The 22,417-nt window shown below is 61.2% G+C and carries 19 protein-coding genes and 4 pseudogenes; 9 read left to right on the forward strand and 14 right to left on the reverse strand.

Going from position 1 to position 22,417, the window contains the following annotated elements:
• Positions 1-861 precede the first annotated feature (861 nt).
• Entirely contained in the window at positions 862-1,719 is an 858-nt protein-coding gene (locus AUQ37_RS00005) for an aldo/keto reductase (RefSeq protein ID WP_058746883.1), read from the reverse strand.
• Between the two features lie 492 nt (positions 1,720-2,211).
• Here AUQ37_RS00005 and cobN point away from each other — a divergent pair.
• Positions 2,212-5,596: pseudogene (gene cobN, locus AUQ37_RS00010) on the forward strand (cobaltochelatase subunit CobN).
• A gap of 42 nt (positions 5,597-5,638) precedes the next feature.
• Here cobN and AUQ37_RS00020 read toward each other — a convergent pair.
• The 10 genes and pseudogenes from AUQ37_RS00020 to AUQ37_RS00065 form a co-directional block, all read right to left on the reverse strand.
• The gene (locus AUQ37_RS00020; protein ID WP_058746885.1) at positions 5,639-6,895 is read right to left on the reverse strand and encodes a nitrogenase component 1; all 1,257 of its coding nucleotides are present in this window, start codon (positions 6,893-6,895) and stop codon (positions 5,639-5,641) included.
• Positions 6,892-7,965, reverse strand: a complete 1,074-nt coding sequence (locus AUQ37_RS00025) for a nitrogenase component 1 (RefSeq protein ID WP_058746886.1) — start codon at positions 7,963-7,965, stop codon at positions 6,892-6,894. Before AUQ37_RS00025 ends, AUQ37_RS00020 begins: the two co-directional genes overlap by 4 nt.
• Positions 7,962-8,984, reverse strand: a complete 1,023-nt coding sequence (locus AUQ37_RS00030) for a P-loop NTPase (protein WP_058746887.1) — start codon at positions 8,982-8,984, stop codon at positions 7,962-7,964. The genes AUQ37_RS00025 and AUQ37_RS00030 overlap by 4 nt, the downstream gene beginning before the upstream one ends.
• A gap of 63 nt (positions 8,985-9,047) precedes the next feature.
• Complete coding sequence (locus tag AUQ37_RS00035; protein WP_058746888.1) at positions 9,048-9,839, reverse strand: ABC transporter permease; 792 nt, start codon at positions 9,837-9,839, stop codon at positions 9,048-9,050.
• Entirely contained in the window at positions 9,811-10,731 is a 921-nt protein-coding gene (locus tag AUQ37_RS00040) for an ABC transporter ATP-binding protein (protein WP_058746889.1), read from the reverse strand. Before AUQ37_RS00040 ends, AUQ37_RS00035 begins: the two co-directional genes overlap by 29 nt.
• A gap of 271 nt (positions 10,732-11,002) precedes the next feature.
• A complete protein-coding gene (locus AUQ37_RS00045; protein WP_157844217.1) occupies positions 11,003-11,458 on the reverse strand; it encodes a class I SAM-dependent methyltransferase in 456 nt (151 codons plus the stop codon).
• Positions 11,458-12,218 (reverse strand): annotated as a pseudogene (locus tag AUQ37_RS00050) (ABC transporter ATP-binding protein). Before AUQ37_RS00050 ends, AUQ37_RS00045 begins: the two are co-directional and overlap by 1 nt.
• Positions 12,215-12,871 carry an iron ABC transporter permease gene (locus tag AUQ37_RS00060; RefSeq protein WP_058746893.1) on the reverse strand — a complete coding sequence of 219 codons (657 nt, stop codon included), beginning with the start codon at positions 12,869-12,871 and terminating at the stop codon, positions 12,215-12,217. Before AUQ37_RS00060 ends, AUQ37_RS00050 begins: the two are co-directional and overlap by 4 nt.
• Positions 12,872-12,905: 34 nt before the next feature.
• Positions 12,906-13,202 (reverse strand): annotated as a pseudogene (locus tag AUQ37_RS13250) (iron chelate uptake ABC transporter family permease subunit); the annotation flags it as partial.
• A gap of 153 nt (positions 13,203-13,355) precedes the next feature.
• Positions 13,356-14,489 carry an ABC transporter substrate-binding protein gene (locus tag AUQ37_RS00065; protein ID WP_058746894.1) on the reverse strand — a complete coding sequence of 378 codons (1,134 nt, stop codon included), beginning with the start codon at positions 14,487-14,489 and terminating at the stop codon, positions 13,356-13,358.
• A gap of 132 nt (positions 14,490-14,621) precedes the next feature.
• Between AUQ37_RS00065 and AUQ37_RS00070 the strand changes: the two genes are divergently transcribed.
• The 8 genes from AUQ37_RS00070 (at position 14,622) to AUQ37_RS10295 (ending at position 20,483) form a co-directional block, all read left to right on the forward strand.
• Positions 14,622-15,599, forward strand: coding sequence for an ABC transporter ATP-binding protein (locus AUQ37_RS00070; RefSeq protein WP_235584742.1), 978 nt, complete (start codon positions 14,622-14,624; stop codon positions 15,597-15,599).
• A 3-nt stretch (positions 15,600-15,602) separates the two neighbouring features.
• Entirely contained in the window at positions 15,603-16,304 is a 702-nt protein-coding gene (gene cobI, locus AUQ37_RS00075) for a precorrin-2 C(20)-methyltransferase (protein ID WP_058746895.1), read from the forward strand.
• Between the two features lies 1 nt (position 16,305).
• The gene (gene cobM, locus AUQ37_RS00080; RefSeq protein ID WP_058746896.1) at positions 16,306-17,067 is read left to right on the forward strand and encodes a precorrin-4 C(11)-methyltransferase; all 762 of its coding nucleotides are present in this window, start codon (positions 16,306-16,308) and stop codon (positions 17,065-17,067) included.
• 1 nt (position 17,068) lies between these two features.
• Positions 17,069-17,812, forward strand: coding sequence for a precorrin-3B C(17)-methyltransferase (cobJ, locus tag AUQ37_RS00085; protein WP_058746897.1), 744 nt, complete (start codon positions 17,069-17,071; stop codon positions 17,810-17,812).
• 34 nt (positions 17,813-17,846) lie between these two features.
• Complete coding sequence (locus AUQ37_RS00090) at positions 17,847-18,473, forward strand: precorrin-8X methylmutase (RefSeq protein ID WP_058746898.1); 627 nt, start codon at positions 17,847-17,849, stop codon at positions 18,471-18,473.
• 33 nt (positions 18,474-18,506) lie between these two features.
• A complete protein-coding gene (locus tag AUQ37_RS00095) occupies positions 18,507-19,397 on the forward strand; it encodes an ABC transporter ATP-binding protein (RefSeq protein ID WP_082662303.1) in 891 nt (296 codons plus the stop codon).
• Positions 19,394-20,149 carry an ABC transporter permease gene (locus tag AUQ37_RS00100; protein ID WP_058746899.1) on the forward strand — a complete coding sequence of 252 codons (756 nt, stop codon included), beginning with the start codon at positions 19,394-19,396 and terminating at the stop codon, positions 20,147-20,149. Before AUQ37_RS00095 ends, AUQ37_RS00100 begins: the two co-directional genes overlap by 4 nt.
• Positions 20,150-20,237: 88 nt before the next feature.
• Positions 20,238-20,483, forward strand: a complete 246-nt coding sequence (locus AUQ37_RS10295; protein WP_201013576.1) for a hypothetical protein — start codon at positions 20,238-20,240, stop codon at positions 20,481-20,483.
• A gap of 205 nt (positions 20,484-20,688) precedes the next feature.
• On the opposite strand, the gene AUQ37_RS09215 is transcribed toward AUQ37_RS10295, so the two are convergent.
• From AUQ37_RS09215 to panD, 3 genes and pseudogenes are all read right to left on the reverse strand, one after another.
• Positions 20,689-21,342, reverse strand: a complete 654-nt coding sequence (locus tag AUQ37_RS09215) for a tetratricopeptide repeat protein (protein ID WP_082662304.1) — start codon at positions 21,340-21,342, stop codon at positions 20,689-20,691.
• A gap of 188 nt (positions 21,343-21,530) precedes the next feature.
• On the reverse strand, positions 21,531-21,944 hold the full coding sequence (locus AUQ37_RS00110) for a ribonuclease HI family protein (RefSeq protein ID WP_058746900.1): 414 nt from the start codon (positions 21,942-21,944) through the stop codon (positions 21,531-21,533).
• A 5-nt stretch (positions 21,945-21,949) separates the two neighbouring features.
• A pseudogene (gene panD / locus AUQ37_RS09220) lies at positions 21,950-22,282 on the reverse strand (aspartate 1-decarboxylase); the annotation flags it as partial.
• Between the last annotated feature and the right edge of the window lie 135 nt (positions 22,283-22,417).

Below are 22,417 nucleotides of genomic sequence, written 5' to 3' on the forward strand. Positions count from 1 at the left end.
CGGCGACAGAGAGATGCGCAGGCTGCTGTGCCAGTCGGCGATCGTCCACGTCCGCACCGCCGAGGACTCGGTGGTCTCGGCCCTCTACAACAGGCTGAGGGCGAGGGGGGTCTCCCACCGGGAGGCCCAGGTGGCGGCCGCGCGCAAGCTGGTGACCGTGGTCTGGTCGTGCTGAGGAACCGCAGGCCCTTCAGCACCGACAGGGAGCTCCTGGAACGCTCCGCCGAGATGGCGGAGGAAGCGGAGGGGGATCCGGCGGCGGACTGAACCCCTGATATGCGGGCGCCGAGCGCGGGCATCCCGGGGCCTTAATCGCCGAGCACCATTTGGCCGCCGCATCAGCGGCAGGCCGAAGCAAAAGATGGCGCAAAGCGAGGGACAGCCGGATACGCGGTGAGGTCCTCCGTCCCGGAGGGGCGGATGGGCGTGAATAAGATGGCGGCCCGGCGGAGATCCCGCCCGCACGAGAGCTGAGGCACAGCACCTGCAGAAGGCGGTCGCACAGCGGAAGCTACGCAAAGTTTAACCAAAACGGGGCTGATAATGTGGTTGGCGGGCGCTGCCTGAATGGAATAACGGTGTCTGACGCGACAGGTGTCGGCTCCGGAGCTTTTCATGTCGGACAATCTGCTCCGGAGCCTCCTATCTCTCCCTTGGACGCCGGGCCTGCGGATACAGGCACGGTCCCCGGAACGGCCGCTCAGGAGGCGATCGGTCTGTTCCGGGATTCATTGGATTATATATCCAAGTATAGAACGGTGATGTTTGAAGGATTGATAGATCCTGCGGAGAACCTGCAATGCAGCCTCTCGGAGGGTGCAGAAGGGGCTCAGTGAGCTGAGCCTCCTTCCGCTTTCTTCATCAGTCCGCCGGGCTCCACGAAGTGAAGTTCCTGACCTGTTCCTCATAGGCCGCATTGTAGAACTTCTTCCTGCCTTCCATCTTCCTGATCTCAGCCATCTCAGCGTCTGTGAGCTCGAAGTCGAAGATGTCGAAGTTGTCCTTCATATGCTGAGGGTTGGTGGTCTTCGGGAACACGATGTTCTCTTCCTGGATATGCCATCTCAGGATGATCTGCACATTGCTCTTGCCGTACTTCTTCCCAAGCTCGGTGAACAGGGGTTCCTCGATGAGCCCTCTGTCCCCGTGGCCGATCGGATACCAGCTCTCGACCTTGATGCTGTAAGGCGCGATCTTGGTCTTCAGAGCAGTCTGCTGCCAGTAGGGATGGCATTCTACCTGGATAACGGACGGTTTGATCTCGGACTCGGAGAGGATCCCGTCGAGGCGGGGGCCGTCGAAGTTGGAGATCCCGATGGAGCGGACAAGTCCTTCTTTCTTCGCCTTCTCCAGGCCGCGCCATGCGCCCATGGTGTCGCCTGCCTGCTGGTGCAGGAGGACAAGGTCGATGTAGTCTGTTCCCAGGCGGCCCATCATCTTCTTCACGCCTTCGTAGCTCGCTTCCTCGCCGTATTCCGAAGGCCAGAGCTTGGAGGTGATCCAGACCTCGTCCCTGAGGACGCCGCTCTCCCTGACGCCTTCGCCGACGCTCCTCTCGTTCTGATAGGCGTGGGCGGTGTCGATATGGCGGATGCCCATTCCGAGCGCATCCTTGACCGCGTTCACTGTCTCGGGTCCCTCGGGCATCATGTAGACGCCCAGTCCGAACTGGGGGATCCTGCTGCCGTCGTTGAGAGTAACATATGTCTGATTTGCCATTTTTCTGCCTTCGAAATAGCATACACTATGTTGCTTATAATGATGTGCATGATACGCGGCTGCAGAAGCCTCTTCCGGTTCATTGTTAATTGGATTATACATCCATAAATACGGCTCCGCAGATTCGGAAAGCAGATGTTCAGAGTCTGCGTTCTCGGGATCGGTTCGCATACCGGCTTCCTGTACCTGAAGCCTGCCGCCGAACTTCGTTCAAAAGGATTTGACATAGATGTTCTGGCAGGCGATTCTTCAGAGTTGGATGCCGATCCTGAGAAACTGGTGCGTTTCATGTCGGAGGTCCGCGGATGCGGCGTGATCCTGGTAGCTGCGCACGGAGACGCGACCTTCTTCCGCCACTGGGATGCGTTCAGGTCCGCTGCGGGCGAGGAGCGCATCCCCATAGCCGTTGCAGGGATCAGCAAAGATCTCGACGGGCCCTACGGATCCCTTTTCACCGGCCCTGCCGAGGAGCGCGAGAGGGTGCGGCTGCTGATGGAGGTCGGCGGTGACGCCAATCTGCGCTCCGCCCTCATCTGGTGCCTGAAGAACTACGGAGGAAGGCCGGACCTCGAGGTTCCTCCGCCCGATCTTCCCCCGGCCCAGGGCGTGTACGTCCCGGGCAGGAAGGAGGCCCTGGCCCTGGAAGAGGGCCTGAAGGACGTCGGGAGGTCCGGAAGGCCGGCTATAATGATTCTCTTCGTCGACTCGTACTATGTAAGGCACAACACCGACGCCATCGACTTCCTGTACGATGAGGTCCGGAAGGCCGGCGGGGAGCCGGTCTGCGTCTTCCTTCATACCTATCCCAATCCCGCGACCGGGTCGCTGGGCATCTCGAAGATAGTAGACACTTATCTGCTGCGCGGCGGCAGACCGATCATCGACGCTGTCATCAACACCATGGGGTTCTCGCTGTCCGTCATCGCCGTGCCGGGGTGCGGGGAGCAGAAGGCCCCTGACGATTTCCTCACCCGTCTCGGGGTCCCCGTGATCCAGGCGGTGAACCTCTACGGCAGCGCGGATGATTGGAAGAAGAGCCCTTTCGGGCTCTCGGCCGCGGACATCGCGATGAGCGTCGTCTCCCCGGAATACGACGGGGACATCGACGGTGTCCCCTACTGCGGGACGGAGAAGTCCGAGGACGGGGAATACAGGCAGGCCGCAATCCCGGACCGCTGCGAAGCGCTCGCGGAGATGGCGGTGAGGTGGGCGAGGCTGCGCCGTATCCCAGAGAAGGGCAAGAAGGTCGCGATACTCATCTACATGTACCCTCCGAGGCAGGACCTGGCGGGCGGAGGCTACGGCCTCGATACCATGGAGAGCGTCTGCCGGCTGCTGGCGGAGATGAGGTCGGAGGGCTATTCCGTCGACTGGATCCCCGAAGGCTCCCGGGACCTGGCCGACAGGCTCCTGGCGGGGATCACCAACGACGACAATTGGCATTCCGACGAGCAGATGCGGAGGGCCGCCGTGGACCTGGTGTCTTCAGAGCAATATGCGGAATGGTTCTCGGAGATCCCGGAGAAGGTGCAGAAGGCCTTCACCGATGCATGGGGCGAACCTCCGGGGGACATACATACCCTGGACAGGAATCTGGTCCTGCCCGGGATAATGGACGGGAACGTGTTCATAGGGTTCCAGCCAGACCGCGGGAAATGCACTACCGAAGCCTATCATGACCCGGACACCGCGCCCCCGCACCAATATCTTGCATTCTACCGCTGGCTGAAGGATGTGTGGAAAGCGGATGCGATCATCCATGTCGGGACCCACGGGACCCTGGAATGGCTTCCCGGAAAATCGGCGGGGCTGTCTTCCGAGTGCGATCCGGACATAATACTGTCCAGAATGCCCAACATCAATCCCTACATAATCGATAACCCGGGCGAGGGGATGCAGTCGAAACGTCGGCAGTTCGCGGTGACCACCACGCACTTGATCCCGGCGATGGCCCGTTCCGGGGGCTATGACAGCATCAACCGCCTGGAGCTCGCGGTGCAGCAGTACCTGCAGGCCAGGGGCCAGGGGCAGACGGACAAGCTATCTGCCATCTCCTCGGAAGTGCGGAAGATTTGCGCTGAGATGAACATGCTCGGAGACCTGGGACTTTCGCCGGAATGCTCCGAAGATACCCTCGACGCGCAGATGGACCGCCTTTACGACTATATACTCGAGGCCAAGGACGCCACGATAAAGGACGGGCTTCACATCCTCGGCGAGGTCCCCGAGGGGAAGAGGATGGCGGAGACCGTCTACATGCTGGTCCGCAGCCGGAACGGGGACGTCCCCTCCCTGAGGGAATCTGTCGCCCATGCTCTCGGATATGAACTGGAGGACCTTCTCAGGGGCGCCTCTGCGGTCCTGCCCGACGGGAGGACCGGCGGGCAGGCCGTGCAGGAGATAGACGACGGCACGTTCTCCCTGATCGAAGAGTCCCAGAAGGCCGGTTTCGATACAGATTCGTGTTTAGCTGCAGCCCGCCGCATGTTCCCCCGTGCAGGCCCAGACCTGGAGGAGGCTGTGCGCTTCATGTGCGGTTTCGTCGTCCCGGCGGCGGAGAGGATGGGCGATGAGATCGGGAACATCATGAAGGCCCTCGACGGGGGCTTCGTCCCTCCCGGGCCTTCCGGCTGCCCCAACCGCGGTCGGGCGCAGATCCTCCCCACAGGGAGGAACTTCTACTCCATAGATCCAGACGGGATACCCTGGAAGCCCAGCTGGGACATCGGTTCGGCCATGGCCGAGCAGATGGTCGGCAGATACGTCTCCGACCACGGAGTGTATCCCCGCTCCGTAGGCGTTGTGCTGTGGTCTACCGACACCATGAAGACCGGGGGCGACGACGTCTCCTACATCCTGAAGCTGATGGGGCTCCGTCCCGTATGGGCGGACTACGGGGGCCGCGTCACGGGGCTGGAGGTCATCCCGCTCTCGGAGCTGAAGAGGCCGCGCGTCGATGTGACGGTGAGGATCAGCGGCCTGTTCAGGGACACCTTCCCCAACCTGTGCGTGATGATTGACGACGGGGTTCGCAGGATAGCGGAGCTCGACGAGGACGACGAGGACAATTATCTGGCGGCCAACGTCCGCCGGGACACAGTCGAGGCCATCGAGAAGGGGATCCCGCCTGACCGCGCCCGCAGGGAAGCCTCGTTCCGCGTGTTCGGGGACGCTCCGGGAGTCTACGGAGGCGGGGTCAGCGAGCTGATCCAGACCGGCAGATGGGAGAGCACCGCGGACCTCGGCGAGGCCTACCTGGCCAAGGGAGGCTACGTCTACGGGAGGGGGCAGGCCGGCGAGGCGCGCCCCGACATCTTCAGGAAGCGTCTGTCCGGGATGGATGCGACGGTGAAGAACCACAACACGCGCGCGTCGACATGCTGGACATGGACGACGACATGGATTATCTGGGGGGCTTCAGCGCTGCCGTGGAGGCCGCCCGGGGGCAGAGGCCGGAATCCTACATGGGCGATTCCTCCGATACCCAGAATCTGAAACTTAGGACGTCCCGCGAGGAATGCGCCTTCATATTCCGCAGCAAGATCGACAACCTGAAGTGGCTGGACGGCCTGAAGGCGCACGGGTTCGCCGGCGCAAGGAGCTCTCGAAGCTGTTCGATTACACCATGGGCTGGTCGGGCACATCGGGGATCGTCGAGCAGTGGATGTACACCGACCTGGCGGAGCGTTTCGTTCTGGATAAGGAAACGAGGGAATGGATCAAGGACGTCAACCCGTACGCGATGGCCGCCATGCTGGCACGTTTGTATGAAGCAAAGAAGAGGGGCTTCTGGGATCCAGATGACGAGATGCTGTCGAAACTGAAGGACGTTTATCTCGAGTTCGAGGAGAAGATCGAAGAGATCACAGACAGCTGAGGATCCGGAATCTCGGGAAGAGGCGGTGCCGCCCCGCCCCGATCATCTGGTGTTGTAAACCCTGTCCGCGATCATCCTGCAGCCGTTAAGCCCCAGCAGGGACCTGGGCATGATATCCAGGTAATCTCTGCTCGGAGGGAAGGCGTCGATCGCCGTGCGGCATTCTCCTTTCTCCTCCATCAGGGCGCCCATGAGGCCGGGACCGATGAACACATCGGTATATTCCGCGCGGACGTCCCTTCCGTAGGCGCCCTCAGCTCCCATCTTCGCCAGCATGTCCCTGATCCCTTTCTCGCTCTCCGGATCGTGCTCAGCGGTGGCGATCGCGCAGGGGGCGAGCTTCATCTTCTTCGAAAGCCAATGTGCCAGAGGGTAGGCGACGGAGGACTCGGCGGCTATGGTGTACGATTTGTAGCGAGAGATCTCCCCCATCGTGAACGCAGAATCCACGATGAGGTCGACGTCCGATTCCTCCTCATCAACGATCTCCAGAGCAGGAGATGGATCGGCGTCCGCCGCCTCGCCGACAGATTCCAGCCATGCCCTCAGCGCGTCGTAGCCGACCGGGGCGCCGAGAGGGCCCCTGGCCAGCGGGACGCCGAGCTCCTCCTCGTAGAACTTCCCGGTCTCCGCGAAGTACTCGGGGATGAGGCAGGCGTTGCATGCCGCGGAGGCAGAGTCCTTCAGCTCCTGCACGGTGCATCCGGGGCCGATGTCAGCGGTCACCTTCAGCCCCATCTTCCCGAGGAGCAATCTAATCTCCTTCAGAAGCGGGAAGCATCCTTTGGAGACATAGGTGAGCCCAGTCAGGTTCACTGTCCCCGGGACCTTCTCTTTCTTCTTCACGAGCTTCCTGGCTATGAGCTCCAGAGTGCGGTCGTAGCCGTATCCGAACGTCTCGGACATGAAGCATTTGCCGAGGACAGCCACATGCCCGTCCATGCCGGCGGCGGCCACCTCGTCCGCGAGCCGGTCCCCGATGAGCGACGCCCCCGGAGATTCCAGGACGGTGGCGAAGACGGTGCTGTTCCTTCTCAGTATGTCGAGGATCATCGACACCTTCTCAGGGGAACCGTAGATGTAATCGTCCCCGTCAATGCAGGAGCACGGTATCCTGCTGCGGTGGAAGAAGAAATCGCCTTCTCTGGTCTCCAGCGGGCGCTTCACGTAGCGTGTGGATACGTTGGAAGCATAGGCGCGGCACCCTTCGGGGCCGTGGAGCACGGTCATCCCGTCCTTGATGCTCTCGGCCGCCAGCATCGAGCCGTAGAAGCCGTCCAGGCGCGAGAAGTTGTTCATAGCCTGCTCACCTGCGCCATGCGGACGAGCCGCTTCGCGAACTCGAAGCCGCCTGCCACTCCGGGCAGCGGCCTGCTGATGTAGATATGCGGTATCTCCGCCCTGCTGATCATGATGCTGCTCCCTATGAGGCAGTCCGGCTTCTCCGATGAGATCTTCTCCCGAAGGCGGTCGAAATCGACGTCGTACTCCACGGGAACTCCCAGTCCTTCTACGCTCCTCCTGTCGACCATGCTCCACCTGTTCTCGGTCGGGCAGCAGATGCCGACGGCCTTCATCCCCAGGACACCGAGGATCTCCATGAGCCAGCCTATCTCGGACGTCGTGACCACGTATATGAGGCAGGTGCTCCCCGCGAGGGCATCCCTGTACTTTCCGGAGAGCTCATCGAACTCTTTCCTGAACTCTGCCGAGAGCGCTTTCCTCCGCTCCTCCGGGACCTTCATGAAGGAGCCGAACCCTTCGATCCATTCCTCGGTCTGCCTGATGCCCACGGGCATGGCGTCCGGGTAGAACGGTATCCCGGTCAGTTTCTCCAGGCATCCGGCCTCCTTCCGGCAGGCCAGAGAGCTGCGGTACATGAGATTGATGCCGCCCTTCTTCAGCATGCGCACTTCATCGGCCGTGTTCTCATGGAGGAACCTGCAGTTGATATTCAGCCCCAGGCCCCCGATCAGCTTCATGCATTCGTCGGCCTTCCTGAACCCCCTGTCCGGCTCCTCGGCGTACCCGATCAGGTTGACTGTGTTCTCCTCGGGCCGGACGGACATGTCGACCAGCCTGCAGATCGCAGCATAAGCGATGTCCCTGCCCTGGGTGGCGCCCCCGTTCATGATCCCGTCGGTCAGCACCGGGATGATCTCGGCACCGGTCTCGGACGACACCCTGGCACATACGCCTTCGACATCATCTCCGATGATCCCGGGGACGCAGGCGGTGACCGCGAAGATTAGCTTGGCCCCGGCTTCCGCCCTTTCCCTGAGGAGCTTCTCAAGCTCCTTGGCGCCGCCGAAGATCGCCGACCTGTCGGTGAGGTCCGTGCAGAAGATCCTCCTGTCGACGCCTTTCATGTACGGGACGCGGTCGTGAAGATGATGAACGAATCGTAACCGCCGGAGAAGTAGCAATGGCAGCTCCTCGGGCCGTGGACCACCACGTCGGCATCCTCGATGCCCGCGCAGCAGTACACCGACATGACCGCCCCGCAGGACCTCAGGGCCTCTCCCTCGCCGGTCGCCAGCTTCCTCGGCCTGGCGCGGGAGACAGAGCCTCGTACGGCCTTCTTCCCTTTGGCCACCAGGTCCAGCCCGTCATCGTCCAGGGGCCTGGCGGGATACAGCTCCGCTTTGCCGGATAGCAGTCCCTTCACGATCCTGGTGATCTTCGATACGGCCGCCGCGGCCTCGGAATCCGGGGCCATCTCGGAGACGGTGATCCCCTTGGATTCCGCCTCGGCGAAGTCGCCGGAACGGGGGATGACGGTAACTACCGGAAGGCCGACGGCATCCGCGAAGTTCTGCACGTACTCTATCTCCCCCTCGTTTCCGCGGCGGTTGAGGATCAGCCCGGCCACTCTGCGGCCGTCGCCGTCGAAGTTGCGGATCCCTTTCAGGACGTTGTTGGCGGCGTAGAGGGACATGAACTCCCCGGAAGTGACGATGAACACGGCGTCGGCGTATTTCCGGCGCAGCGGAACGGCGAAGCCTCCGCAGACCACGTCCCCGAGGACGTCGTAGACCATGACATCGGTATCGTCGGGCACGACGTCGTTGGCCTCCATGAAGTTGAACGCCGTCAGGATGCCCCTGCCTGCGCATCCGACGCCGGGCTCCGGACCGCCGGTCTCGATGCAGATGACCCCGTTGCTCCCGACAGAGACGGTGTCGCCGAGATCTTTGATGCCGGAGCCCATGTGGTCGAGCACGGTCGTCTGGGCCTTCCCGCCCAGCAGAAGGCGGGTGGAGTCGTGCTTGGGGTCGCAGCCTATCTGCGCGACCTTCAGGCCGGAGCCCGCCAGCTGGTAGGATATGTTGGCCGATATGGTCGATTTCCCGATGCCGCCTTTGCCGTAGATGGCTATCTGCTTCATCTTCCCGCTTCCTTTCTTTTTCTGTCAATTTATTTTTCCATGTTCCGGATTTCCGATAACGGATCAGACCTTCCTGTTCTTGATCAGGTAGAGGTCGATGAGGTAGAACGCCGCCGCGAAGCAGGCGAGCACTCCCAGCGCCCAGTACGGGAAGGAGTAGATGTCCAGGGCGGCGGACCTGATGCAGATGCTGGCCTCCGTGAGGGGGAGGGCGTAGAGCAGGGCCTGGGCCCATTCGGGCAGGGCCGCGACCGAGAAGAAGGTGCCGCAGAGGAAGGTCATCGGGGTGATGACGACGCTGCTGAAGGTCGCCATGGACTGGTGGGACTTGGCGAGCAGCGCGGCGGTCTCGCCGAGGAGCGAGAACGTGAAGCACGACAGCAGCACCGAGATGATGAGCAGCGGCGTGAGGTTCATGTACGACGGCTCGAGCGCATACCCGATGATGAACATCAGGGAGCAGCTCAGCAGGCTCTTGCACATCCCCAGGACGGTCTTGCCGATGATGATCGCCGAGTTGCCGAGCGGGCACATCATCATCTCGTCGAAGCTGCGGTAGTACAGCCTCTGGACGTTCATCCTCGTGGAAGTGGAGGAGAACGAGGACGAGAGCGATGTCAGGGCGATGATGCCGGGGATGATGAAGTCGATGTACGGAACAGTCACGCCCTCCACCTCCACGTCCTGGGCGTTCAGCCCGTAACCGAAGGCTATCAGGTAGAGCACCGGCAGCATCAGGCTGGAGATCAGGATGTTGACGATGTTGTGGCGCATGAACCGGATGTCCGACCAGGCCACGGCGTAGACCTCGGAGAAGAAGGACGTTTCACATCCCTCCTTTCCCGGCCTTGGCATCGCCGTTGCCGTGGTTCTTCAGGAGGAACCCGTTGTCGCCGATCTTGTTCCCGGTCATCTCCACGAAGGCATCTTCCAGGTTGGTCCTCCTGACGGTGACGGTGAAATCGGTGCCGAGGGTCTTGGAGAAGGCGTCCGCCTCCTCCCTGCTTGCGAAGTAGCGGTACTGGGTCTTCCTATCGGGACCGAAATACTCCACCGTGGCGGTGCCGATCCTGCGGGCCAGCTCCTCCGGGGTCCCTTCCGCGATGATCCTCCCTCTGTCGATGAAGCCCACCCTGGTGCACAGGGACTCGGCCTCCTCGATGTAATGGGTGGTCAGGAAGATGGTCATCCCGTCCTCGTTCAGCCTCCTCAGGAGGTCCCAGAGGCCCCTCCTGGCCTGGATGTCGAGGCCGACGGTGGGCTCGTCGAGGAACAGCAGCTTGGGGCTGTGGACCAGGGCGCAGATGATAGCCACCCTTTTCTTCCATCCGCCGGACAGGTCGTCGACCTTGTAGTCGTAGTACTCCCTCAGCCCGATGTACTCCGCCAGCTCCTTGATGCGGCGCTCGCGGTCCGCTTTGGGCATCTGCTGGTACAGCGCATGGGACATCATGTTCTCCCAGACGGTCAGATCCTTGTCCAGCGAGATGTGCTGCTGGATCACGCCGATGGCCGCCTTGGCCTCCCTCGGCTCCTTCACGATGTCATGCCCGTCGATCTTCACAGTTCCGGAATCGAAGCCGGTCAGGGTGCTCAGCACGCGCACGGTGGTGGTCTTCCCCGCTCCGTTGGGGCCGAGGAAGGCGTACATCTCCCCGCGCCTGACGCGCATGCTGATGCCGTCTATGGCGGTCTTGCCGCCGTATTTCTTCACGAGGCCGTCGACCTCGATTATGCAGTCGTCCAAAAGTCACACTTCCGATATCGCGATTCTGATTGGATTATACATCCTACCTATATATCGGATTCAGTGGCAGGACTGCCGGGCCCACATCATCCGGAGGTCTTCTTCCCGCCCACGATGTAATACTCCGCGTCGTCTTCAGAGAACACTGTTCTCAGGCCGCAGGAACTCAGGATCTCCTCCATGATTTCCGCATCCGGCAGATAATCGCGGCAGACCTCGGCCCCGGCGGATTCGTGGACATGGTTGATGTCGTCCTTCGATGCCGAGTGCGCTATCCACAGCGTCCCGCCGTCCCTGAGCGTCGCGAGATGGTACGCGCCGCCTTTACCGGATCGGGGAAATGCGGGAAGCAGGAGTAGCAGACCGCGATATCGTAGCGCGGGCCCGGATTCAGGTCGCAGACATCCGAAACTACATAGGACAGCCTGTCCGAAGGGGGGTATTTGCAGGCCGCCCTGTCGATCATCTTCGCGGAGTAATCCACCGCGGTGACATGGCCTCCCGGGCCCAGGCGTTTCAGGTAGTGGGGGATCATCACCCCTGTGCCGGTGCCCACATCCAGGATGCTGTCCGACGGGCGTATCCCCAGCAGCCCCGCGATCCTCTCCACTTTGGCTTGGTCGTGCACCGTAATGTTATCCCAGGTGTCCGCACGTTCGTCGAAGAACTCCCTCTGCTTGGGGTTCGTGCCTCTGTTCTCAAGATATCTCTCTGTCTTCTCGCTCATCATTCGCATCGCCTCGGTATCGCCATCAGGTGCCCGTCTATCTCCCTGACATCCACTTGGATTCCGTAGACCGCGGACATGTTTTCCGCCGTCACCGCTTCCTTTCCTCCGGCCGCGTATACTCTGCCTCCGGAGACCAGGACGAAACGGTCGCTGTAACGCAGCGCCAGGTTGATGTCGTGGTTGACCATCACCGCGCACATGCGGTTCTTGGCGACGAGTCCGCGGATCGCTTTCATCACATTGTGCTGGTTCCTCAGGTCCAGCCCGGAGGTCGGCTCGTCCATTATCAGAACCTTCGGTTCCTGGGCCACGGCCCGGGCTATCTGCACCAGCTGGAACTCCCCGCCGCTGATCTTGTTTACCGGCTTCTGGGACAGTTCCGTCAGGCCGAGGAGGGACACGGCGCGCCCGGTCACGCGCAGGTCGCGCTCCGAGACCTCCGTCCCCATATGCGGCCTGCGCCCCAGCAGCACTGACTCGAAAACTGTCATCGGGGATGTTCTTCCGTTCTGCGGCACATAGCCGACCGTGCGGGCGGTCTCCGAGGGACTCATGGGCGCCAGGTCCTTCCCTGCGACGGATACTCTTCCGCCGGAGGCCTCAGGACCTTGTTGATGCACTTCAGTAGGGTGCTCTTGCCTACGCCGTTGGGTCCCAGCAGGGAAACGATATCCCCCTCCCCGGCAGAAAACGTTATACCGTCGAGCACCGGCTCGGAAGGGTACGAGAACCGTATGCCATCGACCTCCAGTTTCATCTTCTGTATCTCCTGATCATCAGATATATGAAGGCCGGCCCTCCGAGCAGGGATGTTATGAGCCCCACCGGGAGCACATGCGGTTTGACGATGTTGAGCGCCACAGCGCTTGAGACCGCCATAAGGAGCATTCCGAAGAGCATGGACATAGGGATCAGGTAGCGGTGGTCGTTCCCGATCAGCATCCTAGCTATATGGGGCCCGAGAAGCCCGACGAAAGCGATGGTCCCGAATTTGGACAGCAGGAGAGCGGTCAGAAGCGAGGATACGGTCATCCCTACAGCGAGGAACAGCCCAGTCCTCACCCCAAGCCCCCTGGCGGCCTCGTCTCCGGCCTCCATAGCGTTCATGTTCCACCTCTGGGTCATGAAGAAGAGGCCGGCGAGGAAGACGGCGGCGGCAAGGATGATATCCCATTCCCAGGTAGCATAGTTGATCGTCCCGAAGCTCCAAGAGACTATCTGGCTCAGCTGGGCACTATCGGCCATGTACTGCATGAGGGTCATGCCGGCGGTGAAAACGGCGCTGACCGCGATCCCTGCCAGGACCATGGCCTCCGAGGAGATGCCGGTGTACCTGGTCAGGAGGAGTATCGTCCCGGTGGCTGCCATCGAGGATGCGAATGCCAGTATGGGGGTGCAGTAAGTCTGCATGAATTCTCCGCCGAGGCGCGCCGGCGTCGAAGTACACAATAGAGGCCGCGGCGCCGAAGGTGGCGGCCCCGGATATGCCGAGGGTGTACGGGGATGCGAGGGGGTTCTTCAGGACGCATTGCATGACAGTCCCTGCCAGCGATAGGCCGGCACCTACTGCCAGGGCGGCGACGATGACCTTCATGTCGATGTTCCAGACGTAGCGTCCCATGAGGGTATCATCGCTGAACGACAGGAATCCGCGGGCCACCTCGGACGCGGAGCGGTCATCGTTGTTCCAGAGAAGAGTGGCGAAGGCCGCGGCGAAAACAGCGGCCGCGGTCAGTGCCAAAGCCCGGCGCTTCCTGCGGATGCTCCGGAGATAGCCTTCCTCGGACAGGGTTTCCTCTCCCTGTCCGTAGATATCGAAGGCAGACTCTTCCGGGGAGTCTGCGGCCCGGCACGGGCACCGGGCTGACCAGGGGCCGGCAGTTCTGGCATTTGTTCACCAGTAGAGCTTGCTCAGGGTCATTCCCTGTCTCTCGCAGACCTTATCGTAATCGATGTCCGAGTCGGGGAAGAACAGTGCCAGGATCCCGTTCACTTTGTCCTCGATGCTGTAGCTGAAGACCGTCGGATCGATGACCGAGCCGATGTAATATGCATTGATCAGTTCCATCTCCCAGTTCGTCCCGTAATACTTGTAGACCAGGTTGGAGTAGATCTCTCCGCTCTCGGCAGCCGACACCGTGCTGGCCAGATCGGTCTTGTCCGTCTGATATGCGGTCTTGCTGTCCGATGCAGTCATCGCGTCGATGAAGATGTACTCGATCCCGTTGCTCTCGCCGGCCTTCATGACCGCGTTCTTGTCTGTCTGATACGGGTTCCCGCTGTTGCTGTCGGGCATGGCGTTCTCCGCGCCGACCAGATCGAACGGGAGATAGTTTCCAGTGGTCTCATAGAGTCCTCCCTTCATGAAATAGAACATTCCCCCGATGTAGCAGTTCGGAGATGCGGTTGAACTCTCATTGTACCCTGCCAGTTCGGCGACGGCCTGATCGATGCCGGAGATGAGCTCAGAGGCTCTGGATTCCATCCCGAGCACTTTCCCGACCAAGGTCACATCTTTCTTGAACCTGTCATCGTTGACGTCTATGCTTCCGTCGGCGTCCACGCATACCACTGCGATTCCGGTAGTGCTCTGGAGTGTGTTCGCATTATCGACATCTGTCATCGAGGTTATGATGACGTCCGCCCCGGTCTCCATGATCGCCTTGGTGCTCTCCTCGCTCCCGACATCAGTCTTGCTCTCGACGTCGTAAGCAATCCTGTAGGTCGCTTTGTAATAATTCGCCGGGAATGCTTTGTTCTTTGCATCGTAAGAATCGATGCCGACAATCTTATCTACCGCATCCTGGCCGAAGTAGGACACCAGGCGTGCAGAACCGGCGGAGAGGGTGACGACCTTGTCAACATCTTCAGGGACGGCCACGCTCCTCCCGCGGACATCCGTGACCGTGATCGTTCCGGGGCCTCCGTCCTCATCATCGCTGTCCGCTGCAATGTAGACTGCGGCCGCGGCGACCGCGATTACGGCCGCGGCGATTATCGCTGCCGTTTTGTATGTGAATGAAACCATGTTAGCACCTTTTTCAAAATCCGTAACAAGAAGCAGGTTTTATATTTTGTTACAAAATTAGAAAAAAGTATTACTTAAGTATCGAACGGGGCTAGGCAATCATTAATACGGAATCTGCGTTGAAGGTGGCAATTGGATATATATTCCATTGGAGGGGTTCCCGCGGAGATCAAAATCGACGGACTGTCATTCTCGTATTCCAGCACCCCGGTGCTGAAGGACATCACTCTCGATCTGACCGGACCTAAGTTCGTATCGATCCTGGGTCCGAACGGAGTCGGGAAATCCACTCTGATCCACTGCATCAACAAGATCCTGTCCCCGACGGGCGGGACTGTGATGCTCGACGGCAAGGACGTCAAGGACATCACGATAAAGGAGATGGCCAAGCAGGTAGGGTATGTCCCCTACTCCGCCAACGACACGTTCCCCCTCACGGTCGTCGACACCGTCCTCATGGGGAGGCACCCCCACAGCAAATGGGGCTCCCTCGATAAGGACCTGGACATCGTGTACGACACCCTCAAGATGCTCGGGATCTCCCATCTGGCCATGAGGAACTTCAACGAGCTCTCCGCCGGCCAGCACCAGAAGGTCATGCTGGCGCGCGGACTCGTCCAGGAGCCGAAGGTGCTCCTGCTGGACGAGCCGACGTCCAACCTGGACATCAGGCACCAGCTCGACGTCACGAAGATGCTGAAGAGGCTGTCCGAGGAGAAGGGCATCCTGGTCATCATGATAAGCCACGACATCAGCATCGCGGCGAAGTTCTCCGACGAGATCATCATGCTCAGGGACGGGGCGATCTACGCGGCCGGCACTCCAAACGAGGTCATCACCGAGCCCAACCTTGAGGCGGTGTACGGGGTGAAGTCCCGCATCGTCGACGACAACGGCCGCCCGCACGTGATCCTGAAGGATGCGCTGCCGATGGACGATCTCATCGAGAGCGGCGATACCCCGTATCCGGCCATGAACCGCGCCATAAGGTCCAAGAAGGGCACGGGGGGATGCGGGTGCGGCAGGCGGCCAGGTGGCCGCCGACGGTTCGGACAGCGACTGATACCGGCCGAGGCACCGAAACCTTTTACCGACGATATAGGAGAATGAGTAATGAGAGGCAAGCTCTACGGAGTGGGCGTGGGGCCGGGAGACCCGGACCTCATGACCCTCAGGGCGAAGGATGTTCTGGAAAAATGCAGTGTTATCGCCTATCCGGTCAGGAAGCTCGGCGAGGGAGGCGTCGCGCTGAACATCATCAAGCAGCGCGTGGACATCAGCGGCAAGGAGATCGCCGAACTGCTCTTCAGCATGGACCCTGACGACGAGGTCAGGAAAAAGTGCAGGGCGGAGGCCATGGCCAAGATGTGCCAGATGCTCGACGAGGGCAGAGACATAGCTATGGTCACCCTCGGCGACGTCGCCGTCTACAGCACCTACATGTACATCGATAGGGAGATCCGGGAGCGCGGCTATGAGACCGAGGTCATCCCCGGGATACCGTCGTTCTGCCACGGGGCCGCCCTCGCGCGCCTGCCCCTCATGATCGGGGAGGAGAGCCTCGCCGTCGTCTCGATGGCCAAGCACAACCTCGCCAAGGCGGAGAAGGCGCTGGATTCCTCGGACAACATCGTCCTCATGAAGGCGTTCTCGTCCATCCCTGATATCGCGGCGATGATGCGCGCCCGCGGCATCCCCCTGGACCGGGCGACGGTCATGAGCAACGTCGGCATGGCCGACGAGTACATCGGACCCCTCGATCCCGAACGTTCTTACGGTTATTTCACGACCGTCCTCATCAAGAAAGGCGATTAAAATGGAGAAAGTGCATTTCATCGGAGCCGGTCCCGGAGACCCCGAACTCATCACGATAAAAGGTAAGAAGCTGATCGACCAGGCGGACGTCATTATCTACGCCGGCTCCCTCGTCAACCCCGCGGTCCTTGCCGGGAGGAAGAAGGACGCGGAGGTCCACGACAGCGCCTACATGAACCTCGACGAGGTCATGGACGTGATGATCTCGGCGGCCAAGGCCGGGAAGAAGGTCGTCAGGGTCCACACCGGGGACCCCTCGATCTACGGCGCCATCCGCGAGCAGATGGTCAGGCTCGACGCCGAAGGGATAGATTACGATGTCATCCCGGGCGTCTCCTCGTTCTGCGCCTCGGCCGCGGCCGTGAAGAAGGAGTTCACCCTCCCGTCGGTGTCCCAGACGGTCATCATCACGAGGATGGAGGGCAGGACCCCCATGCCGGACGGCGAGAAGCTGAAGGACCTCGCCAAACATCATGCCTCCATGTGCATCTTCCTCTCCGTGGGCTTCATGGACGAGCTCACGAAGACGCTGCTCGAGGCCGGCTACGCCCCCGACTGCCCCATGGCGGTCGTCTACAAGGCCAGCTGGCCGGAGCAGAAGATCCTCTACGGCACCGTGTCCGACATGGCCGAGAAGGTGAAGGAGAACAAGATCGAGAAGACCGCCATGACCATGGTCGGCGGGTTCCTCGGGGACAAGTTCGAGCTCTCCAAGCTCTACGACAGCCACTTCACCACCGGCTACCGCAAGGGGACCGACTGAGATGGCCGGCAAGCTCACCGTCGTCGGATTCGGCCCCGGCGGCAAAGAGGACATGACCCTGCGCGCCGTCCATGCCATCGAAGACGCGGACATCGTCACCGGGTACACCGCGTACGTCGATCTGCTGAAGGAGTTCTTCCCGGACAAGACGTACAAGGCCACCGGCATGATGAAGGAGGTCGACCGCTGCCGGTCGGCCATCGAGGACGCCGCGTCCGGGAAGAAGGTGGCCATCGTCAGCTCCGGCGACTCCGGCATCTACGGCATGACCGGGCTGGTCTACGAGCTCGCCGAGGAGATGAAGGCCGGGATCGAGATTGAGTCCGTCCCCGGCGTGACCGCCGCCTCGTCGAGCGCTTCCGTGCTGGGAGCGCCCCTGATGCACGACACCGCCCTCATCAGCCTGTCCGACCTCATGACCTCCATCGAGAAGATTATGGACAGGGTCGACGCGGCCGGCAGGGCGGATTTCGTCATCGCGCTGTACAACCCCAAGAGCCGCAACAGGACGGAGTACCTGGGGCAGGCGGCCGATATCCTGCTGAAATACCGTTCCCCGGAGACCCCCGTGGGCATCGTGAGGGACGCCGGCAGGAAGGACCAGAGCAAGACCCTGACGACGCTCGGGAAGCTGAAGGATGCCGATGTCGACATGTTCTGCACCGTCGTCATCGGGAACTCCCAGACCTACGTCAGGGACGGGCTGATGATCACCCCCCGCGGATACCGCGGGAAGAGGTTCTGAGAAACCGTTTAGATGATATGAGGAGTGAGAAAGCATGACATTCGAGATAATGACCCCGCGCGAGATCGAGGCCAAGAGCATGGAGACCATAACCAAGGAGCTCAACGGACGCACCTGGCCGGAGCCCGAGTTCTCCATCGTCAAGAGATGCATACACACGTCCGCCGACTTCGACTATGCAGACAACCTCTGCTTCAGCAAGGATGCGGCGAAGATCGGCGTAGAGGCGCTGAAGAACGGGGCGGACATCGTCACCGACACCAAGATGGCGTACTCCGGCATCAACAAGAACCGCCTCTCCGCCTTCGGAGGGAGCGTCCACTGCTTCATCTCGGACCCGGACGTCATCGAGGAGGCGAAGGCCAGGGGATGCACCCGCTCCACCGTCTGCATGGAGAAGGGGGCCAAGCTCGGCAAGCCCACCATCTTCGTCATCGGGAACGCGCCGACCGCGCTCATCGAGCTGCACAGGCTCATCAACGAGGAGGGGCTCAGGCCCGCCCTCATCGTCGGCGTCCCTGTCGGCTTCGTGAACGTCGTCGAGGCCAAGGAGCTCATCATGACCGATGACGTCCCGTACATCGTCGCCAAGGGCCGGAAGGGCGGCTCCAACATCGGAGCGGCCATCATCAACGCGATGCTGTACACCATGGGGCGCTGAACGGCGCCCCGGCATTTCCGGGACGGCGAGCAAGTGCCAGACAGCGGATGCAACGCCATAGAGGCCCGCGGGATAACAGTCAGGTTCGGGGACTTCACCGCGGTGGACCATATCGACATAACCGTCCGGCGCGGGGAGATCTTCGGATTTTTGGGACCTAACGGCGCGGGGAAGACGACCACGGTCAAGGTCCTCACGACCATGATGAGGCCCACCGAGGGGGAGCTGTCCATCGAGGGCGTGAGCACGGCGGAGGACCCGAGGGCGATCCGCTCGGAGATCGGCGTCGTCCAGCAGCACATCGCGCTGGACAAGGATCTCTCGGTCCGCGAGAACATCGTCTCGAGGGCAGTGCTCCACAAGATGTCCAGGAAGGACATCGGCCCCCGCCTGGAGGAGCTCTCGGACATGATCGGCATGACTCCGTACCTCGACAAGAAGATCTCCGACCTATCGGGCGGATGGAAGAGGAAGGCCGCCATCATCGGCGCGCTCATGCATTCCCCGAAGATCCTGTTCCTCGACGAGCCCACGGCCGGGCTCGACACGCAGTCCCGGCACATGCTCTGGGACATGATCCAGATGCTCAACCGCGCCGGGGTGACGGTGTTCGTGACCACCCATTACATGGACGAGGCCGAGTCCCTGTGCGATCGCGTGAGCATCATCAGGAAAGGGCGCATCATGGAGACCGGGACCCCGAAGGAGCTCTGCGACCGCCTCGGCAGGTTCACCGTCGAGTACGACGGGGACAGTGGCAGGAGGGAGTACAGGTTCTTCTCCTCCAGAGAGGAGGCCAAGGATTTCTTCGGGGAGCAGGAGAGCAGGAACCCAGTCATCAGGGGAACGCATCTTGAGGATGTGTTCCTCGAGGACACCGGGAGGGACAACATGAAAGTCATAGAGAAGGCGCTGCGCATATGACCCTGATCGGCGACATATTCCGCGTTGCGCTTCCGGACATGTACTATCTCAGGCGGAACATCCTCGTCCTGCTGGCCACCTCCATAGTCACTCCGCTGCTGTACCTGGTGGCGTTCGGGTACGGACTGGGGAACGGCATAACAATGGACGCGGACGGGAAGACCTTCGAGTACATCGCCTACATGGTGCCCGGTGTCGTGGCCCTTACCACTGTGACCTCGTCGTTCACGACGGTATCGAACAAGCTGATGATCCAGAAGCGGTTCTACGAGAGCTTCGACGAGATGCTCCTCTGCCCCATAACCAAGACCTCGCTGGTGCTCGGGAAATCCGTCCTGGGTATCGTGAAGTCCGCGCTCTGCGGGAGCATCATGCTGGTCCTCGGGTCCTGCCTGAGCGGGGACATGCACATCACCGCCGGCCTGATAGGCTGCATGCTCCTCTCCTGCATGACGTTCTCGCTCCTCGGCGTCGCCGCCGGGATGATCATCCCGGACCTGCCGTCGATGAACCTGTTCAACAGCTTCGTCATCCTGCCGATGACCTTCCTGTGCGGCACGATGTTCAGCATCGATTCCCTCCCGGACACCGCCGCGGACATAATCTGGTGCCTCCCGCTGACCCACACCTCCGAGTGCCTCAGGGCCTGCGCGCTCGGCCTCGATTTCCCGTGGGTATCGCTGGCAGTCCTGATCGCCTACGCTGTTGCGTTCTACCTCCTCGGGATGTTCGCCCTCAGGAAGTCGGAATGATACGGCCCGGGCCCTTCGGGAACGGCATGCCGATATACGGACGCGCCCATACTGCAGACGGGGATCCGCTGATCGCCGGTGAACAGGCATGAACAGGATGAGAGCAGACGATGACGTGATGTCCGATGCCGTCAGGCTGCAGAAGGTGAACGAGGTCCTGGACAGGCTGAAGGCCCTCTCCGTGGACCATGTGCTGCTCATCGAGGGCCTGAAGGACAGGCGCGCCCTCACGCCGTGGGCATATACGGGGATATGTTCCAGATACAGTCGTCGGGAGGCCCGGCCGCCGCCGCGCAGTACGTGCAGGAGCATGGAGGGAAAGCCGTCATCCTGACTGACTGGGACAGGCGCGGAGGCTCGCTGGCGTCCGGTCTCAGGGATCTGCTGGGGCCGGATGCGGACACGGACATCCGCGCGGACCTGGCAGCCCTCTCCCGCCATTACATAAAGGACGTGGAGTCTTTGGACTCCTTCATCGAGCGTCTTTCGGCCTCAGATGAGCGACGGAGCTCAGTCTGCCTTCTTCCTCCGCCTCATCTTCAGGTCTGGGACGGGGAGCCCCAGCTCCGAGAGCCTGACGGCGCGTCCGCGTTGCCTTTGGAGGCGGCCTCGGAGTACAGCTTGACCGCCGTTTCCCGGTCCGTCTCCTCGATCATGCGGGCATACCTGGCCTGGGCCTTGGTGTACCCGGCCTTGGCCGAAGCCTCCAGGTACGCCGTGCCCTTCTTCTTATCCTTGGCCTCGGTGTCCAGGAATATCTCCGCCAGGCGGTACAGCGCCCTGGGGCTGCCGGACCTCTCCAGCCAGACGGCGGCGAGCTTCAGGTTCCTGTCCGTTCCCTTGCCGAGCATGTAGAACTCGCCCAGGTTGGTCATCCCGCGCTTGTTCCCGGCCTGCGCGGACCTCACGTACCAGGCGAAGGCCGCGGTGCGGTCCTGAATGACGCCGTTCCCGTAGTCGTACATCACCCCGATGTTGCACATGGCCCGGGCGTTCCCCATCTCTCCGGCGGCGATGTACAGCTTGGCCGCTTCGGCCTTGTCCTTGGCGACGTTCAGCCCGATCGCGTAACAGTAGGCTAAGTTGCGGGTACCGGAAGCATCGCCCAGGCGCGATGCCTCCCTGAAGAGCTCTACCGACCTCGATCTCTGTTCGGAGCCGCCGTCTGAGAAAACGTCCCCCAGCAGGACCATGGATGCAGGGTCCCGGCGGAGATGTTGGCCTCGAGAAGGGCCACAATCTCAGGGTCCCCGGGGGATGATGAGGAAAGTTCGAGAGCTTTGGAGAAACGGCCGCGGATCAGCGGGTCGCCAGATCCGGACTGCAGGGGAATGTCTAGCATAATTTCTGCTATGCTGTCCGATAAGATAATCGGAACCCATTATTGGATTCGATGCCTGTCCATCTCGGCGTTCAGGAGGGCGTCCGCGCGGGGGATCATGCGCTCGGAGCGGCGGACGTTGGTGAACGTGTGGTGCGGGATGAGCGAGACCAGGTTCTGCGCATCGTCGTGAAGCGCCTTCATATCGGGGGATTTGACGGCGTACTGCCCGGTCATCTGGCGGATCACCAGCTGGGAATCCATAACGAACTCGACATCGTCGAACCCGAGCTCAAGGCATTTGGAGATCCCGGCGATGAGCCCGCGGTATTCGGCATAGTTGTTGGTGTGCACGCCCAGAAATTCTGCGTGCTCATGCACGACCTTCCCGTCGACGGTGATGACGATGGCATAGGCGGATTTGCCGGGGTTGCCGCGGGAACCGCCGTCGGAATAGGAGCAGACCTTCGGCATCGGTAATTCAGCTCTTTAGCGACCCTGTTGTGCGAGTCGACGAGGATGACCTTGGCGGAGATCGGGGCATCGGTGAGCTCGTATCCCATGATGATGACCTTGTCGCCGACGGAGGCCAGCCTGGCCGCCGCGCCGTTGAGGGCGATGATGCCGGAACCCCTCTCCCCCGGGAGGATGTAGGTCTCGAAGCGGGCGCCCGTCTCGATGACGGCGACGGTGACCTTCTCTCCGACAAGCATGCCGCTGCGGTCGATGAGGTCGGCGTCGATGGTGATGCTCCCCTCGTAATCGAGCCTGGCCTCCGTGACGGTGGCCCTATGGATCTTGCTCCTGAGCATCCAACGCATGGATGTACCATTCCTGTCCTTTCTTTAAAGTTTCCTGTTCATGTCCGTATCGGTACATTAGTAACACGAATGAAATATTATTTATACACAATATGCTGATAACATTCTCACGAAGAAACGTATTAC

This window comes from Candidatus Methanomethylophilus sp. 1R26, from assembly GCF_001481295.1.
Taxonomy (GTDB): Archaea; Thermoplasmatota; Thermoplasmata; order Methanomassiliicoccales; family Methanomethylophilaceae; genus Methanomethylophilus.